This window comes from Georgenia satyanarayanai (assembly GCF_900116375.1).
Classification (GTDB): Bacteria; Actinomycetota; Actinomycetes; order Actinomycetales; family Actinomycetaceae; genus Oceanitalea; species Oceanitalea nanhaiensis.
Map to the genome: position 1 here is coordinate 24,389 of NZ_UETB01000009.1, position 15,713 is coordinate 40,101.

Below are 15,713 nucleotides of genomic sequence, written 5' to 3' on the forward strand. Positions count from 1 at the left end.
GGCCGCGGGCACCGGTGGCACTCTCGGACCGACCGGGAAGGGCCCCGGTGGACCCGCGAAGGAGAGCCCCAGGTGAAGAGCGCCGTCATGTCGCACGCCTCCGTCGAGCCTGCGGAGGCACCGACGCTGCCCGTCACGCCCCGCGGCGAGGTCAGCGCGACCCTCCTCGACGTGCTGCTGCGCGGGGCGGACCCGGGGACGCTGGAGAACCTGGGCCGCGCCGCGGGCGCCCGCACCACCGACGCCGTGCGCGACGACGACGTCCAGCTCAGCCTCTTCCTCCTCTACGCGCTCAGCTACGGCACCTTCGACCAGCTCGGCGCCGAGCACGAGTGGAGCCCCGAGCTCGTGCGTCTGCGGACCGACCTCGAGAAGGCCTTCGAGGCCGCGCTGCGCGAGCAGGTGCTCGTGCCGCCCGCCCCCGAGCCGCGGGTCTCGGCCGTCGCGGACGCGCTCTTCACGCTGACGGCCGAGCCGAGTGGCCCCTCGCTGGCCAAGTTCGTGGCCAGGAGGGCGAGCCACGAGCAGATCATCGAGATGCTCGTCCAGCGCAGCGTCTACACGCTGCGTGAGGCGGACCCGCACACGTGGGCGGTCCCGCGGCTCACCGGTCGTGCCAAGGCGGCACTCGTGGAGATCCAGGCCGACGAGTACGGCGGGGGTCACCCCGATCGCGTCCACCAGCACATCTACGCCGCCACCCTGCGCGGGACGGGGCTGAGCGCGGAGTACGGCGCCTACGTCGACCACGTCCCGGCGATCACGCTCGCCTCCTTCAACCTCATGTCGATGTTCGGGCTCAACCGCCGATTCCTCGGCGCGATCGTCGGGCACCTCGCCGCCTACGAGATGACCGCCTCGATCCCCTGCCGCCTCTACGCCGACGGGATGCGCCGCCACGGCATGCCCGAGGAGGTCACCCACTACTTCGACGAGCACGTCGAGGCCGACGCCGTCCACGAGCAGATCGCCGCCCGGGACCTCGCCGGCGCGCTGGCCGAGGACCGTCCCGAGCTCACCGCCGACATCATGTTCGGCGCCGCCGCGTGCCTCGCCGTCGACGGCGCGATGGGCGACCACATGCTGCGGGCGTGGAAGGCGGGGGAGTCCTCCCTCCTCCGGCCGCTGGCCCACGACGTGGCCGCGTGAGGGGGCACGACGACGTGCGCCGCGACGACGACGAGGTGACGATCACCGCCTACCCGAACGGTCCGCTCATCGTGCGCGGGGACGCGACCATCCTCGACGTCGAGGGGCGGGCGATGCCCCGGACCCGCAAGACCGTCGCACTGTGCCGCTGCGGGGCCTCGACCATCAAGCCGCTGTGCGACGGCAGCCACAAGCTCGTGGGCTTCTGCACGCAGGAGCCCGCGGGCGGCTGACAACGCGCGCGGCGACCTGGAGGGCGCGGGTAGCGTCACGACCATGAGCATCGCGCTGCCCGACTCCGTCATCGCCGCCGAGGGGGAGGGTGACCTGCCCGTCCTGCGGGTGGCCACGGCCCTCGCCACCGGGGAGGTCTACCTCCACGGCGCGCACGTCACCGCGTGGACGCCCGCCGGCGCCGACCCCGTCCTGTGGGTGAGCGGCTCCGCCCGCTTCGGCCCCGGTGAGGCGATCCGCGGTGGCGTGCCGATCTGCTTCCCGTGGTTCGGGACCGGTCGCGAGCCGGGCCTCGCCCCGCCCGCGCACGGTTTCGCGCGGCTGGCACCGTGGCGGCTCGTCGCCGCGGAGGAGCACGACGACGGCGCGGTGACGCTCACCCTCGAGCTCACCGCTGCGGACGTCGCCGACGTACCGGCTGCCGCCGCCTGGCCGCACCCCTTCACCGCCACCTACGCCGTCACCTTCGGCCGCGAGCTCACCTTGGCCCTGACCGTGGAGAACACCGGCGAGGGCGAGATCTCCTACGAGGAGGCGCTCCACACCTACCTCGCCGTCGCAGACGTGCGGACGACGACGGTCCAGGGCCTCGACGGCGCCACCTACCTCGACAAGGCGGCCGACGGGGGCCCCGAGCCGGAGACCCAGCGCGGGGACGTCACCTTCACCGCCGAGACGGACCGCGTCTACGACAGCGCGGGCACCGCCGTCGTCGTCGACGAGTCCGCCGGCCGCCGCATCGGGATCGACAAGGACGGCTCGGCCCACACCGTCGTGTGGAACCCCTGGACGGACAAGGCCGCCTCCATGCCCGACTACGGCGACGACGAGTGGCCGACGATGGTGTGCGTCGAGACGGCCAACGCCCTCGACGCCGCCATCACCCTCGCACCGGGTGAGCGCCACACGATGACCGCCCGGTACGCCGTCACCCGGTAGCCCTCCGCCCGCGGCGGGGAGGCGGGCGGGCCGGGGAGCGTTGTTCGCAGACGTCCAGCTGAGTCACCGGGTGACTCAGCTGGACGTCTCGAGACCACATGTCCTCCCGGCCGCCCCGGGAGCGCGTCAGAGCCAGCGCCGCTCCTCGCCGGGGGCGTAGGTGAGCCGTTCGCCCCGGTATGGCCTGAACCGCGGGAAGGGAGAACCCTCGGCCGTCCATGTCGGTTGCGGCCCGCACTCTCCGGTGCCCATCTCCTCGTGGAACACCCACCAGCGCGGGTGCAGGCTCCCGGGCCTGACCGACCGCACCTCGTGGTGTGCCGGGAACCGGCGGCCCGAGCGGTCCCGCGCGCGCAGGTCGGTCATGCTCCAGGCGCCGACGGGCTGTCCGTCCGTATCGACGACGGCCAGGACGTACCCGGCCGTGGCGAGCAGGCTCGTGACCGTGCGGAGCGAGGACGCCAGCGGGGACCGTTCGAGGCGCGCGATCGTCGGCTGCGGGACGCCCACCAGCTCTGCCAGGCCGCGCTGGCTCAGACCCTGGTCGCGGCGGTACGCCCGCAGTGCCAGCCCGATCTGCTCGTCGACGGGGACCGCCCGCCGCGGCCGCTCGAGGTTCGCCATGACGCCCAGGGTGCCTCTCCGCTGCAGCGGGTGACACCGGCCGGGGCGGACGTGGGGGAAGGACGGGGCACACTGACGGGTGTGGAGCACACCGGCGATGCGGACGTGGAGGTCCGCGACGCCACGCCCGGGGACGTGCCGCTGCTGGAGCGGGTGCTGCCCGGCAACCACGCGCAGCAGCTGGCCAACGCCGCGGCCGGGCGACGGACCTTCCTCGTCGCCCGGTGCGGGGAGGAACCGGTGGGGACCGCCGTCGTGCGCTGGACCGGGCTGCCCGTGGACGGTCACGGCGCCGTGGCCGAGATCGGCTCGCTCGAGGTCGTGCCGGCGCGGCGCGGGGAGGGCATCGGCCGCCTGCTCGTCGTGGCCGCCGAGCAGCGGGTGCGCCGGCGCGGCGGAACGGCGGCGGCGATCGTCGTCGCCGAGGACAACGGTGACGCCCGCCGCCTGTACGAGCGGCTCGGCTACCGCGAGACCGGTGCGCGGCGAGCCGTCGCCGGCGGCGCGGGGCTGCTGCTCGTGCGCGCCCTCGCGGGCGACTGAGCTCAGCAGACTCCTTCCAGCACCCGCCCGGTGGGCACCGGCTCGGTCGGGCACGGCTCGGGCACGGTGACGGCTGCGGCGCGGGTGCGGGCCCGGCGGCGCAGCACGAGCAGCCCGGAGGCCAGGACGATCACCGCGAGCACGACCCAGCCCAGCCGGCCGAGGGAGGTCGCGACAGCCGGCAGCGCCTGGCCGGCCAGTCCACCGGCGCCCAGCCACAGGGCGGCCCACAGGAGGCTGCCCGCCACCGAGCCGGCGAGGAAGCGGGCGTAGCGCATCCGGGCGGCACCGGCCGCGGCCGGCATCAGCGTGCGGACGAGGGGGAGCAGCCGGCTCACGACGAGCGCGGTCGCGCCCCGCCGCCGGGCGAGCTGCGCCGCGTCGTCCCAGTGCGCGGCGCCGATCCGGCGCACGACGCGGGACCCGCGCAGCTGGGTGCCGTATCGGCGCCCGACGACGTAGCCGATGTGGTCGGCCGCGGAGGCGGCGAGCGTGACGACGACAAGGGCGAGGGTGACCTGCACGGGGGTGCGCGCGGCCGCGCCGAGCACGAGCACCCCGAGCTCGCCGGGCACCAGCACGCCCAGGCCGAGGGCGGACTCGGCCAGGGCGAGCAGGGCACTGACGGCGAGGAGCGCGGGGCTGAAGGCCTCGGGCAGCGCGGTGATGAGGTCCACCATGGTTCCAGCGAATCGTGAGTGGGTGGCGGTCGGTATCCGGGGTGACCCTGGTCGGACCCTGGGGCGTGCTCAGGGTGTGGTCCGGGCCGGGCACCAGCCTGGTGGCCGAGCCCGTCGCCGGACAACGGATTTAGCGGCGCCGGCGGCCGGGCCAGCCGATCGTCGTGCGCGGCTTGCGGGGCCGGCTCGGGGAGAGGCGCTGGACGAGAGCGAAGTCGGCCATCGTCAGGCCCGAGCTGCGGGCGGCGAGGTCGTGGAGCAGGTGGGGGTCCATGACGGTTCCTTTCAGTGGGTCGGGCGGGCGGCACGCAGGGCGAGCGCACCGGCGGCGAGGACGCCGGCGATGGTGGCGGCGACGAGCACGCGGTAGTCGACGACACCGACGACCGCCGCCGCGCCGAGCGTGACGAGCGTCTGGGGGAGGTTGAGGGCGACGTTCGTCGCCGCGGACACGCGGCCCTGAAGGCGGGCCGGTGTCATCCGCTGGCGCAGGGTGATGAAGGCGACGATCGCCCACGGGACACCGAGGCCGAGGACGGTGAGGCCGGCGGCGGCGACGGCCAGCGTCACCGCCACGGGCGCGTCGAGGGCGCCGACGAGGAGCAGGGGCACCATGCCCAGCGCCATGGCCCCGAGCCCGGCGGCGACGGCCCTCGGCTCGCCGAGGCGGGTGAGGACCCGGGCGGCGGTGAGCCCACCGACGACGGCCCCGACGCCCTGGAGGCTGACGAACACCCCGAGCAGGGCCGCGTCCACGCCCAGCCCCTGCTCCATGAGCGGGAAGACCGCGACGTTGACGAGCCCGGTCGCCCCGGTGGCGACGGCGAGGGCGACGGTGAGGGCGCCGAGCGGTGCGGTGGCGAGCAGGTGGCGCAGGCCCGCCGACAGCTCGGGCCAGAACCGGGCGTCCGCCTGCGGCTCGGGCGGCGTCTCGAGGACCTCGACCCTGGTGAGCAGCACGGCGGTGACCGCGAAGCAGGTACCGGTCAGTGCGATGACGGCGAGCGGGCCCGCGGCGACGTAGAGCGCGGTGCCGAGGAGCGGGGAGACGAGCCGGAAGGCCTGGTCCACCGTCGAGAGCAGACCGTTGCCGCCAGGCAGCTCGTCGTCGTCCAGGAGGTCGCGGACGAGCCCGGACTGCGCCGAGGCGGTGACGTAGCCCATCGCGCCGTAGACGACGGTGACGACGTAGACCAGCCAGACGTCGCCGGCGTCGCGGACGAGGGCGAGGGCGAGGACCGCCGGCACCATGAGGCCGTTGCCCGCGGCGAGGAGCGTCCTGCGCGACATCCGGTCGGCGAGCTGCCCGATGAAGGGGGCGAGCAGCGTCGGCAGTCCGAGGGCGACGAAGACGGAGGCGGCGGCGCCGTCCGAGCCGGTGAGCTCCTTGACCCAGACGGCGAGCATCAACCACAGGGCGCTGTCGGCCGCGTTGGTGAAGACCCACGCGACCGTCAGCTGCCGAAAGCCGCGCCGCTCCAGGGCAGCGGGACCGCGACGACGCTGCACGGTGGTGGTGTCGAGCCGGGCCATGGGTCCGTCCTTCTCTCGGGCTGGTGGCACCGACAGTAGACCCTAAAGAAGTCTTGCACAAGAGAACTTGTGCAAGAGGCATTGTGCAGCGGAGGAGGGCATGCGTCAGCGCCCCGGCCGCGTGCGGCGGGGCCGGGAGCCGGCGCCGTCAGGCGTCGCGCGTGGGCTGCTCCGAGTGGATCGTCGACATGACGCGCACCCGGCGCGCCCCCTCGGGGCGCAGCGCCGGGTCGTCACGCTCCTCGAAGCGCCCGAGCAGCTCCTGGATCTGGTCGGCCACCTCGGCGGCCTCCTGGGCTGTGGCCCAGAAGCTGCCGCCCATGAGCCGGGTCGCCTCGATCCACTCCGGCGGCTCCTCACCGAGCCGTTCCACCGCCGCCCACAGCCCCTGGGCGCGCTGCTGAAAGGTGAGACGGGCCAGCTCGGCGGTCGCCTGGACAGAGCCCGGGACCTCGGGGTCGATCTCCGTCGCGTACCCGCCGCGGGACACTGTTCGCCAGGGCTTCTCCCGGCCGCGCGCCTCGGCGCGCTCGATGAACCCGTACTTCTCGAGCATGCGCAGGTGGAAGGAGCAGCTCGCCACGGACTCCCCGGTCAGCTCGGCGCACTGGGTGGCGGTGAGCTCTCCCTGCTCACCGAGGATGTCGAGGAGGCGCAGCCGCAGGGGGTGGGAGAGCGCGCGGATGCGTTCGGGCTCGTTGATGAGCTGCTGCTCGCGCGCTGCCATGTGGCCACCTTAGGCGGCCCTGCGCGGGGAGTCGTGAGTCACCGCCGCTACCGGGTGACGAGCGCGACGGCGGTCAGTGACGGAGCGACGACCCCGAGCGTCGTGCTCACGGCCAGGGTGGCCCGGTGCCGGTGGGTCGGTGAGCGGCGGGCACGGTCGGCCGGGACGCGCTGACGGCGGGTGAAGTCGTCGAGGGTCGTGCCGACGCTGTGGGCGGCGAAGCTGTCGAGCAGGTGCGGGTCCATGGGACGTCCCTCCAGGCGAAACGGGCATTCCCCACGCTAGGAGGCGTACCGGACACGGAGTGTCCGCTGCTCCCGCCATGATGTGGACGTGGACTCCTCCCGGCGCATGCTCGAGCTCCTCAGCCTCCTGCAGCTGCGGCGCGAGTGGCCGGGCAGGGAGCTCGCCGAGCGCCTCGGCGTCAGCGACCGCACCCTGCGCCGGGACGTCGACAAGCTCCGTGAGCTCGACTACCCGGTCCACGCCGTCAAGGGCAAGGGCGGCGGGTACCGGCTCGGTGACGGTGGGCGGCTCCCCCCGCTGCAGTTCCTCAGCGACGAGGCCGTCGCCGCCGCGATCGCGCTCACCACCGCGGCGAGCAGCAACGTCCACGGCGTCGGCGAGGCGGCGCAGCGGGCACTGGGCAAGCTCGAGCAGGTGCTGCCCTCCCGGCTCCGCACGCGGGTGGAGCGGCTGGGGGCGAGCGTCGTCCACCTCCCCGGTCCCGCGCTCGTCGAGCCCGAGGTCCTCATGACGGTGGCCGGCGCCTGCCGCGACCACGTGTGCCTGCGCTTCGACTACGTGCGCGGTGACGGGACGGAGTCGCTGCGTGAGGTCGAGCCCTACGGCCTGGTCACCTGGAGCGGCCGCTGGTACCTCGTCGCCTGGGACGTGCACCGGGAGGACTGGCGGACCTTCCGCGTCGACCGGCTCCGACCGCGCATCCCGCTCGGCCGCCGCTTCACCCCGCGTCAGCTGCCGGGGGACGACGCCGGCTCCTACCTCATCGGGCGGGTGCGCGACCTGTGGCAGGAGAAGGCCGTCGTCCTCGTCCGCGAGCCCGCCGACAGCGAGGTCATGCGGCGCTGGGCGGCCGAGGGGGAGGTCCGGCCGGTGGACACGACGAGCTGTCGACTGCTGCTGGACGGCGACAGCGTCCAGTGGCTCGCGTCCGCGCTCGCCCAGCTCGAGGCCGACTTCGTCGTCGAGTCGCCGCAGGCGCTGCGCCTCCACCTGCGCGAGGTGTCGGCGCGCCTGGCGAGGGCGGCGGACCCGGGACGGTGAGGCGTCGCTAGCATGTCGGCGTGACAGCACGCGGCATCTACGTCGAGACGACGGTCTGCGCGTCGATCGACCGGGTCTGGTCGCTCACCCAGGACCCCGACGAGCACGTGAGGTGGGACGTGCGCTTCTCGCGGATCACGCCGACCACCCGCACGGTCGACGGCGCCACCCGGTTCCGCTACACCCGCCGCGTCCCCTTCCGCACGGTCGCGGGTGACGGCGTGAGCATCGGTGAGACCCGTCGGCCCGACGGTTCGCGGACGTCCGCGCTGCGCTTCTCCACCTCCGAACGGCTCTCACCGATCCGGTCCGGGCGGGGCTACTGGCGGTACGTCCCCGACGGCGGGCGGGTCCGCTTCGTCACCGGGTACGACTACGTGCCCGGCTGGGGCCCGGTCCTCGACCGGGTCGCGCGCCCGCTGCTCGGCTGGGCCACCGCCTGGAGCTTCGACCGGCTGCGGATCTGGGCCGAGCGTGGTGAGGCGCCCGAAGCCTGGCCGCTGCGCAGCGTGCTGTGGGTGTGGCGACCCGAGCGGCCCCGGGCGTCGCGGTGCCTGCGTGCACCCGCCGGCGGGCGCCGGCGTGACGACCACCTCGTGGCCGCGCCGAGCTCGCTCGCGGCCCTGCCGGATCCCGAGGGTGCGCCGTGACCTCGTTGTTCCAGCGCGCCATGGGTCCTGACTTCGAGTCGCTGCACCCCATGCTCCAGCGCCGTTTCGGTGTGGGCCTGAGCCGTGGCGAGGCGTGCGTGGGGCGGGGGGTCATGACAGAGATCCGCCGCGGCCCGTGGTGGACGGTGCCCTTCCTGCAGGTGGGGCGCCTGCGCAACATCCTCATCCCCGACGTCGGCACGGACGTGCCGTTCGTCATCGAGAACTACCCCTACTCCGACCCCTTCGGGCGCGAGACGGTGACCTTCGTCCGCGAGTACGACGTCCGGGGCCGCAGACGACGGTTCGACGCCACCATGGTGCTCGACGGCGCGCGGATCGTCGACTACCTCGGGACCCACCAGCACCTCGCGGTCGACCTCGACCTGCGGGTGGAGGACGGCCGACTCGTCCTCACCTCCGACGCCCAGCGCTTCTACGAGGGCCCGTTCGGTTTCCGCTTCCCCATGCTCCTCAGCGGCCGCGCGCACCTGCGCGAGTGGTTCGACGAGGACGCCGGCGTCTTCCGCATCGACCTCCGGGTGACCAACCGGCACTTCGGGTTCCTCTTCGGCTACCGCGGGTGGTTCACCTGTGAGTGGTTCCCGGCGACCGACGCCCCGGACCGGCTCAAGCCGCGCCGCCACGAACGCCGCACCTGACCGGCGGCCCGGTCAGACCGAGACGAGCCCGGTGGCGCTGAGCGCCGAGTAGACGCCGAGGAGGAGGATCGCCACCCCGCTGACGGCGAGCGCCGTCGCGGAGAAGCGCCCGCCCCTCAGCTCCGGCTCGACGTAGCGCGCACGCAGGTACCAGGCGGCGACGGCGACCGCCGCGAGGAAGATGCCGCCGGCGACCCCGCCGATGAGGATCATGATGAACGGCGAGGAGATCCACAGGTAGGTGAGCAGCCAGACGACGGGCAGCGCCACGATGAAGAAGCGCATCCACCCGTTGCGCCTGCGGGCGTCGGTCCAGTCGTAGACACCGACGATGCTCATCGCGTTCGCCCACGACCGCGACCAGGAGGGCACGGCCGCCCAGATCGTCGAGCCGAGCGCGGCGAGGGCCCCGACGAGGTAGAGGACCCGCCCCCAGTCGCCGAGCACGCTCGCGTAGGTCTCGGACAGCACCTCGATCATGTCGTTGCCCTCGGGCGCGAGGCCCTGGGGGTGCAGCACGGCCGCGCCCATGACGTAGAAGGACATCGTGCTGATCGTGTAGATCACCCACGCGGCCAGCGCGTCCCGCTGCATGACGGCGATCCACCCGCGGGCGCGGCGGCGGTAGTCGGCCGAGCCGTCGTTGGGACCGGACCAGCGGGCGTAGCCCTTCTCCAGGCACCAGTAGGTGTAGGCGGTGATCTCCTCCGAGCCGACCCCGGTGAGGCCGAACATCGCGACCGCGACGCCGATCGCCCCGGCGGGCAGGGAGAGGGACAGGCCCGAGGCGAGGTCGCCCGCGGAGTACGCGTACTCGGTGGCGGGCAGGCCCAGGGCGATGACGAGCGTGACGACGACGAAGGTCATCGTGAGGAAGACGGCGACCTTCTCGATGAGCCCGTACCGGTTGGAGTACAGGGTGACGACGGCGAGCACGGTGACGACGACCGCCCAGATCGTCAGTGACGTCGCTTCCAGCGGCCCGGACCCGATGGGCAGCAGGATGCTCAGCGCGGCCGCCATGCCGCCGATGAGCCCGCCCGTCTGGATGAGCTTGGAGATCGCCATGAGGGCCCACATGACGAGGACCCAGCCGATGTTCCCCACCCGCGGCGGCACCCGGGTGTACCCCTCCATCCCGCCCAGTCCGGTGACGATGGAGTAGCGGGCCATCTCCACCTGGACGGCGACCTTGACGAGGGTGGAGAAGACGACGAGCCACAGGAGGACGAAGCCCGCCTCCGCGCCCAGCGCCGTCGCCGTGATGAGCTCGCCGGCGCCCACGATGGAGGCCGAGACGATGAGCCCGGGACCGAAGAAGCGCAGCGAGCCGCGCCACGTGGTGGGCGGCTCGCGCACGCCGTCGGGGTCCAGGCGGTACGGGTCCCCGACGGCGACCGAGGCCTCGGGTCGGTCGGCCATGACGCCCCCCTTCGTCGGTCGTCCGCACAGCCTAGGACCCGGCGCGGGCACCCGCAGCGTCGACGCGGGGTGGCGGGGGAGCCGGAGTACGGTGCAGCGGTGAGTGAGTCGCGCCGCCCCCTGCTGCCCGGACCGGCCGCCCCGCTCGTGCTCGGCGCCGCCGTCTCGGTGCAGTTCGGCTCGGCCGTGGCGGCTCTCGTCTTCCCCGCGGCGGGCCCCTCGGGTGTCGTCGCCCTCCGGCTGACCTTCGCCGCCGTCATCCTGCTCGCCCTCCTGCGGCCCACGCTCCGTGGCCGCACGCGTCGAGACTGGGTGCTCGTCGTCGCCTTCGGGCTGGCGATGGTCGCGATGAACAGCCTGCTCTACCACGCGATCGACCGGATCCCCCTGGGTCCGGCGGTGACGCTTGAGGTGCTCGGGCCGCTCACCCTCTACGTCGCCCTCGGGCGCCGGCTGCGCAACCTCCTGTGGGCGGTCCTCGCGCTCGCCGGGGTCGCGGCGCTCGGTGGCGGCAGCGTCGCGGGGCTCGACCCGGTCGGGGTGCTCCTCGCGCTGGGGGCGGCGACCGCCTGGGCGGCCTACATCGCCGTCGGGGCCCGGGTCGCGCGCGCCTTCACCGGTGCGCAGGGGCTGGCGCTGGCGCTCGCGGTCGGCGCCGTCGTCGCCGTCCCGCTCGGCCTGGTGTCCACGGGCAGCGCCCTCCTCGACCCGCGTGTGCTCGCCCTCGGCGCGGCCGTCGCGCTGCTCTCCTCGGTCGTCCCCTACTCGCTGGAGATGGCCGCGATGCGGCGGGTGACGGCGGGGAACTTCGCCGTGATGATGAGCCTCTACCCGGTCATCGCCGCCCTGGCGGGCTGGCTCGTCCTCGGCCAGCGGCTGGGCTGGCTGGAGCTGCTCGGCATCGGGCTCGTCGCGGTCGCGACCGCCGGGGCGACGAGCGGCGCTCGCCCGGTGACGCCCCGCCCGGCCGAGGACGGTGACCAGGCGCCGCCGACCGCTGCTGGGTGACGATGTCGGCGCCGGACGCTAGCGTGTCCCCCGCCACCACCCCGGTGCTCCCGTGACGACGTCGTCGCGGGTGGTTACGACGAAATGAGAGTGTCGATGCGTCGATCACTGACCGCAGCCGCCAGTGCCCTCGTCCTCGGGGCGGTCGGGGTGCTGGGCGCCGTCCCCGCGGGTGCCGGTCCCGCGGGCCCCGAGCCGCTCCCGGGCCTCGACCTCACCGACAAGGTGGGCGAGACGCTCGAGGCGGCCGAGGGCAACGTCACCGCCTTCGTCCGGCTCGACGCGCCCTCGGCGCTCGACGTCGTCGAGGCCGGAGGGTCCACCTCCGAGGCCGGGGAGGCGGCGGAGGATGTCGAGAGCCTGGCGGAGGACGTCGTCCCGGCCGAGGCCGGCGCCGGTGCGCGCGCCCGTAGCGCCGGGCCGCAGCGCCTGTCGGTGACGAGCAACCTCGTCGCCGGCACCATCGTCACGGGCGACGCCGCCCAGGTGCGCGAGCTCGCGGAGTCCGACGACGTCGTCTCCGTGGCCCTCGTCCCGCTCAAGGAGCCGATGAACAAGGGTGTGGACGTCTTCACCCGTGCTGCCGAGGTGTGGGAGTCCTACGGCGAGACGGGCGAGGGGGTGCGCATCGGCATCATCGACACCGGCGTCGACTACACCCACGCGGACTTCGGCGGGCCCGGCACCGCGGAGGCCTACGCCACCGCCTACGGCGAGGACGGCACCGTCCCCGCGCCCGAGGGCACCTTCGACGGCGCCAAGTTCCTCGGCGGCTACGACTTCGCCGGCACCCTGTACGACGCGTCGGGTGACCTGCCCGGCTCCACCACCGTGCCGCAGCCGGACCCGAACCCCATCGACGGGCTCTACACCCGCGACCACGGCGGTCACGGCACGCACGTCGCCGGCAGCGCCGCCGGCTACGGCGTCACCGCGGAGGGTGAGACCTTCCGCGGCGACTACGGCGACCTCGAGGACATCAGCGACTGGAAGGTCGGCCCGGGGGCCGCGCCGGAGGCCGGCATCTACGCCCTCAAGGTCTTCGGCGACCACGGCGGGTCCACCAACGTGACGATCAACGCGCTGGAGTGGGCGGCCGACCCCGACGGGGACCTCGACTTCAACGACCGTCTCGACATCGTCAACCTCTCCCTCGGCGCCTCCGCCGCCCCGGTCGACGACCCCGAGAACCTCTTCGTCAACCGGCTCAGTGACCTCGGCACCCTCTCGGTCATGTCCGCCGGCAACTCCGGCGACGTCACCGACGTCGGCGGCTCACCGGGCAACTCGAGCAGCGCCCTCGCCGTCGCCAACTCCGTCGCCGACACGATGACCTTCGACGCCGTCGAGGTCACCGGCGCCGCGGACGAGTCCCTCCTCGGTCGCCACGCCGCCCAGAACACCGTCTCCTACGCGGGCAGCGAGGACGCCGAGGGCCCCGTCGTCTACCTGGGCGACGGCGTCGACGGCTGCCAGCCGCTCACCGACTACGCCGAGCAGATCGTCGGCGCGATCGTGTGGCTGCACTGGGACGACAACGACAACACCCGAGCGTGCGGCAGCGGCGCCCGCTGGGCGAACGCGACGGCCGCCGGTGCGGCCGGTGTCCTCATCGGCACCGAGAACGCGATCTTCACCGCGGGCATCGCTGGTGACGCCGAGACCCCCGGGGCCCAGCTCACCGCCGCCGCCACGGACCGGCTCCTGCCGGAGGTCCAGGCCGGCACGTTGAGCGTGCGCCTGGGCCCCTCCTACCGCGACGCCGCCTTCGTCACCGACGAGTCCGTCGCCGACGTCCTCAACACCGGCTCCTCGCGCGGCGCCCACGGCTCGCTGGGCGTCGTCAAGCCCGACGTCGCCGCGCCGGGCACCCGCATCTCCTCGGCCGCGGCCGGCGCCGGCACCATGGCGCACACCCTGTCGGGAACCTCGATGGCCGCCCCGCACGTCGCGGGCATCGCCGCCCTCGTGCGGGCCACCAACCCGGGCTGGAGCCCGGAGGAGGTCAAGGCCGGCATCATGAACACGGCGACCAACCCGGTGTACTCCCAGCCCGGCCCCGGTGGCCCCGTCTTCGGCCCCGAGCGGGTGGGTGCGGGCCGCGTCGACGCGCTCGCCGCCGTGAGCACCGGCGTCATCGCCTACGACTCGAGCGCGCCGGACGCGGTCTCGGTGGCCTTCGGGGTCGTCGACGTCGGCGACGAGACGGTCACGCTGCGCCGCACGGTGACCGTGGAGAACCTCGAGAACCGTGGCCCCGTCGTCTTCCGCCCGACCTTCGAGGCAGCCACGACTACGGGCGGCGCGACCGTCACGACCACGCCGTCCTCGATCACCGTCCCGCCCGGCCGCAGCAGGACCGTCACGGTCACGCTGACGGCCGACCCCGAGACCCTCGCCCGGGACATCGACCCCACGCAGTCGGCGGACTCCGGTGTCGGTGTGCCCCGCGAGTACGTCGCGGCGCTGTCGGGCCAGCTCGTCCTCCAGCCGCCGCGCCCGGGCACCGGACCCACCCTGCACGTCCCGGTGCACGCGTCCCCGCGTCTCGTCTCCGACCTCGCGGCCCAGCCCGTGGAGTTCGCCGCGGCGGACGCGCTGACCGCGCCCCTGGAGCTGACCGGGCGCCACGTCGACTCCGGCGGCTGGACCTCGCTGACCTCGGTGCTCGAGCTCGTCGCCACGAGCCCGCGCCTCGAGGACGCCGACGCGAGCGTCACCTCCCCCAGCCAGGTGGCCGCCGGTGACATCCGGTACGTCGGCGCGATGTCGACGGCGCCGCGCCTGGTGGAGGCCGGCTACAACCCGGCACTCGGCTACCTCGGCATCGGCATCGCCGTCCAGGGCGAGTGGCCCACGCTCGGCACGACGACCGTCCCGGTCATCGACACCGACGTCACCGGTGACGGCATCCCGGACATCCAGACCGCCGTCCAGAAGCTCGACCCGACGCTGGACGTGACGATCGCCCACACCTACGACGCCAGGACCGGGCAGAGCTACTCCCAGAGCGCCGTCAACGGCGCCTGGGGCGACGCCGACACGACCGTCTACGACAACAACGTCCTCGTCGCGCCGATCCCGCTGAGCCTGTTCCAGCCGGGCGTCGTGCCGACCTTCAGCGTCTGGACCTTCTCCGGGTACGCCCCGAACGGCCTCAACATCGTCGACGGTGTCGAGCCCTTCACCTACGACCCCTTCGCCCCCGACCTGTGGACCAGCGGCGGGGCGCTCAACGACGTCTTCGACCCCTCGGGCACGGACATCACCGTCCACCGCTCGCCGGAGGCCGGGGCGGACGTCGGGCCGCTGCTCGTCCTGCACTCGCACAACACCGACGGCGAGCGGGCACAGGTCGTGGACGTCACCGTCCCGGAGGTCGTCGCCGTCCCGACGACGACGACCCTCACCGTCGACGGTGACGCCACGGTCGACGGGCACCTGTACCTCACGGCGAGGGTCGACCCGGCGGAGGCGACCGGCGACATGCTGTTCCAGATCGACGGTGAGGAGCTCACCGAGCTGTGGGTCCAGGAGGGGGAGGCCACCGTCGGCACCGCGCTCCGCGCCGGTACCTACACCTTTACCGCGGTCTTCACGCCGGACTCCCCTCGGTGGGAGCCGTCGGTCTCCGCGCCGGTGACGATCGAGGTGGTGAAGTCGACATCGACGACGAGCCTCCGTCTCTCCCGTGCTCTCGGCGCGTACGGGGACGAGACGACGGCTGAGGTGACGGTCGTGGGGACGAGTGCACCGCCGTGGGGCACCGTGGACATTCTCGCCGGCGGGGAGGTCGTCGGCACCGGCGAGCTCGACGGTGACCCGAACTCCAGCACGACGACCGCCACGGTGCCCCTCCCGCGTGACCTCGCCGCAGGCGCCCACCGGCTCACTGCGAGGTACTCCGGCAGCTATGCCGTGGAGGGCTCGACGAGCCGTGCCGCGACGTACGTCGTGCTGCCGGCGCTGCCACGCGTCGACATCGACGCCGACTCCCGCGTGCCCAGGGGCAGCTCCCCACAGATCGGCGTCGAGGTCCTCGGCCGCGGTGGCGCCCCGGTGCCCACCGGCTCGGTCACGGTGACCGCGGGCTTCCGCGTCGTCGACCGTGTCGAGCTCGACGAGGACGGTGCCGCGACCGTGCAGCTGCCGCCGGTCCGCTTCCTCACCCTCCTCACCGCCACGTACGGCGGCGACACCGGCTACCTGCCCGGCATCGACCTGGCGACCATCCTGCCCCGCTGAGCCGGGCGGC

The 15,713-nt window shown here is 73.9% G+C and carries 16 protein-coding genes; 9 read left to right on the plus strand and 7 right to left on the minus strand.

Annotated features, from left to right (window positions below):
* Positions 1–87 precede the first annotated feature (87 nt).
* Genes DSZ44_RS12060 through DSZ44_RS12070 form a run of 3 tightly spaced genes read left to right on the plus strand, consistent with a single transcriptional unit; the run spans position 88 to position 2,322 of the window.
* On the plus strand, positions 88–1,149 hold the full coding sequence (locus tag DSZ44_RS12060; RefSeq protein ID WP_110852975.1) for an iron-containing redox enzyme family protein: 1,062 nt from the start codon (positions 88–90) through the stop codon (positions 1,147–1,149).
* Complete coding sequence (locus DSZ44_RS12065) at positions 1,146–1,382, plus strand: CDGSH iron-sulfur domain-containing protein (protein ID WP_110852886.1); 237 nt, start codon at positions 1,146–1,148, stop codon at positions 1,380–1,382. The genes DSZ44_RS12060 and DSZ44_RS12065 overlap by 4 nt, the downstream gene beginning before the upstream one ends.
* A gap of 43 nt (positions 1,383–1,425) precedes the next feature.
* On the plus strand, positions 1,426–2,322 hold the full coding sequence (locus tag DSZ44_RS12070) for a D-hexose-6-phosphate mutarotase (RefSeq protein ID WP_110852887.1): 897 nt from the start codon (positions 1,426–1,428) through the stop codon (positions 2,320–2,322).
* Between the two features lie 126 nt (positions 2,323–2,448).
* Here DSZ44_RS12070 and DSZ44_RS12075 read toward each other — a convergent pair whose 3' ends face one another.
* Entirely contained in the window at positions 2,449–2,946 is a 498-nt protein-coding gene (locus tag DSZ44_RS12075) for a helix-turn-helix domain-containing protein (protein ID WP_110852888.1), read from the minus strand.
* An 81-nt stretch (positions 2,947–3,027) separates the two neighbouring features.
* Between DSZ44_RS12075 and DSZ44_RS12080 the strand changes: the two genes are divergently transcribed.
* Positions 3,028–3,489: a GNAT family N-acetyltransferase gene (locus DSZ44_RS12080; RefSeq protein WP_220035183.1), complete on the plus strand. Its 462-nt coding sequence runs from the start codon at positions 3,028–3,030 to the stop codon at positions 3,487–3,489.
* 2 nt (positions 3,490–3,491) lie between these two features.
* On the opposite strand, the gene DSZ44_RS12085 is transcribed toward DSZ44_RS12080, so the two are convergent.
* From DSZ44_RS12085 to DSZ44_RS12100, 5 genes are all read right to left on the minus strand, one after another.
* A complete protein-coding gene (locus DSZ44_RS12085) occupies positions 3,492–4,169 on the minus strand; it encodes a DedA family protein (protein WP_110852889.1) in 678 nt (225 codons plus the stop codon).
* Between the two features lie 130 nt (positions 4,170–4,299).
* Positions 4,300–4,443, minus strand: a complete 144-nt coding sequence (locus DSZ44_RS18330) for a hypothetical protein (protein ID WP_181424627.1) — start codon at positions 4,441–4,443, stop codon at positions 4,300–4,302.
* Between the two features lie 11 nt (positions 4,444–4,454).
* Positions 4,455–5,702 (minus strand): MFS transporter, encoded by a 1,248-nt coding sequence (locus DSZ44_RS12090; RefSeq protein ID WP_110852890.1) that lies wholly within the window; start codon positions 5,700–5,702, stop codon positions 4,455–4,457.
* Positions 5,703–5,850: 148 nt separating this feature from the next.
* Complete coding sequence (locus tag DSZ44_RS12095; protein ID WP_110852891.1) at positions 5,851–6,429, minus strand: ArsR/SmtB family transcription factor; 579 nt, start codon at positions 6,427–6,429, stop codon at positions 5,851–5,853.
* Positions 6,430–6,476: 47 nt separating this feature from the next.
* Positions 6,477–6,674: a hypothetical protein gene (locus DSZ44_RS12100; RefSeq protein WP_110852892.1), complete on the minus strand. Its 198-nt coding sequence runs from the start codon at positions 6,672–6,674 to the stop codon at positions 6,477–6,479.
* Positions 6,675–6,780: 106 nt separating this feature from the next.
* Here DSZ44_RS12100 and DSZ44_RS12105 point away from each other — a divergent pair, with 106 nt between their 5' ends.
* The 3 genes from DSZ44_RS12105 to DSZ44_RS12115 are packed head-to-tail and all read left to right on the plus strand — an operon-like array spanning position 6,781 to position 9,028.
* Positions 6,781–7,716, plus strand: coding sequence for a helix-turn-helix transcriptional regulator (locus DSZ44_RS12105; RefSeq protein WP_110852977.1), 936 nt, complete (start codon positions 6,781–6,783; stop codon positions 7,714–7,716).
* A 20-nt stretch (positions 7,717–7,736) separates the two neighbouring features.
* On the plus strand, positions 7,737–8,366 hold the full coding sequence (locus DSZ44_RS12110; protein ID WP_181424628.1) for an SRPBCC family protein: 630 nt from the start codon (positions 7,737–7,739) through the stop codon (positions 8,364–8,366).
* The gene (locus DSZ44_RS12115) at positions 8,363–9,028 is read left to right on the plus strand and encodes a DUF4166 domain-containing protein (protein ID WP_110852893.1); all 666 of its coding nucleotides are present in this window, start codon (positions 8,363–8,365) and stop codon (positions 9,026–9,028) included. The genes DSZ44_RS12110 and DSZ44_RS12115 overlap by 4 nt, the downstream gene beginning before the upstream one ends.
* 12 nt (positions 9,029–9,040) lie before the next feature.
* Here the strand turns inward: DSZ44_RS12115 and DSZ44_RS12120 are convergent, their stop codons facing one another.
* Positions 9,041–10,450: an Nramp family divalent metal transporter gene (locus tag DSZ44_RS12120; RefSeq protein ID WP_110852894.1), complete on the minus strand. Its 1,410-nt coding sequence runs from the start codon at positions 10,448–10,450 to the stop codon at positions 9,041–9,043.
* 99 nt (positions 10,451–10,549) lie between these two features.
* On the opposite strand from DSZ44_RS12120, the gene DSZ44_RS12125 reads away from it, so the two are divergent.
* Positions 10,550–11,458 (plus strand): EamA family transporter, encoded by a 909-nt coding sequence (locus DSZ44_RS12125; RefSeq protein WP_220035185.1) that lies wholly within the window; start codon positions 10,550–10,552, stop codon positions 11,456–11,458.
* A 96-nt stretch (positions 11,459–11,554) separates the two neighbouring features.
* On the plus strand, positions 11,555–15,703 hold the full coding sequence (locus DSZ44_RS12130) for a S8 family serine peptidase (protein ID WP_110852896.1): 4,149 nt from the start codon (positions 11,555–11,557) through the stop codon (positions 15,701–15,703).
* Positions 15,704–15,713: the final 10 nt, after the last annotated feature.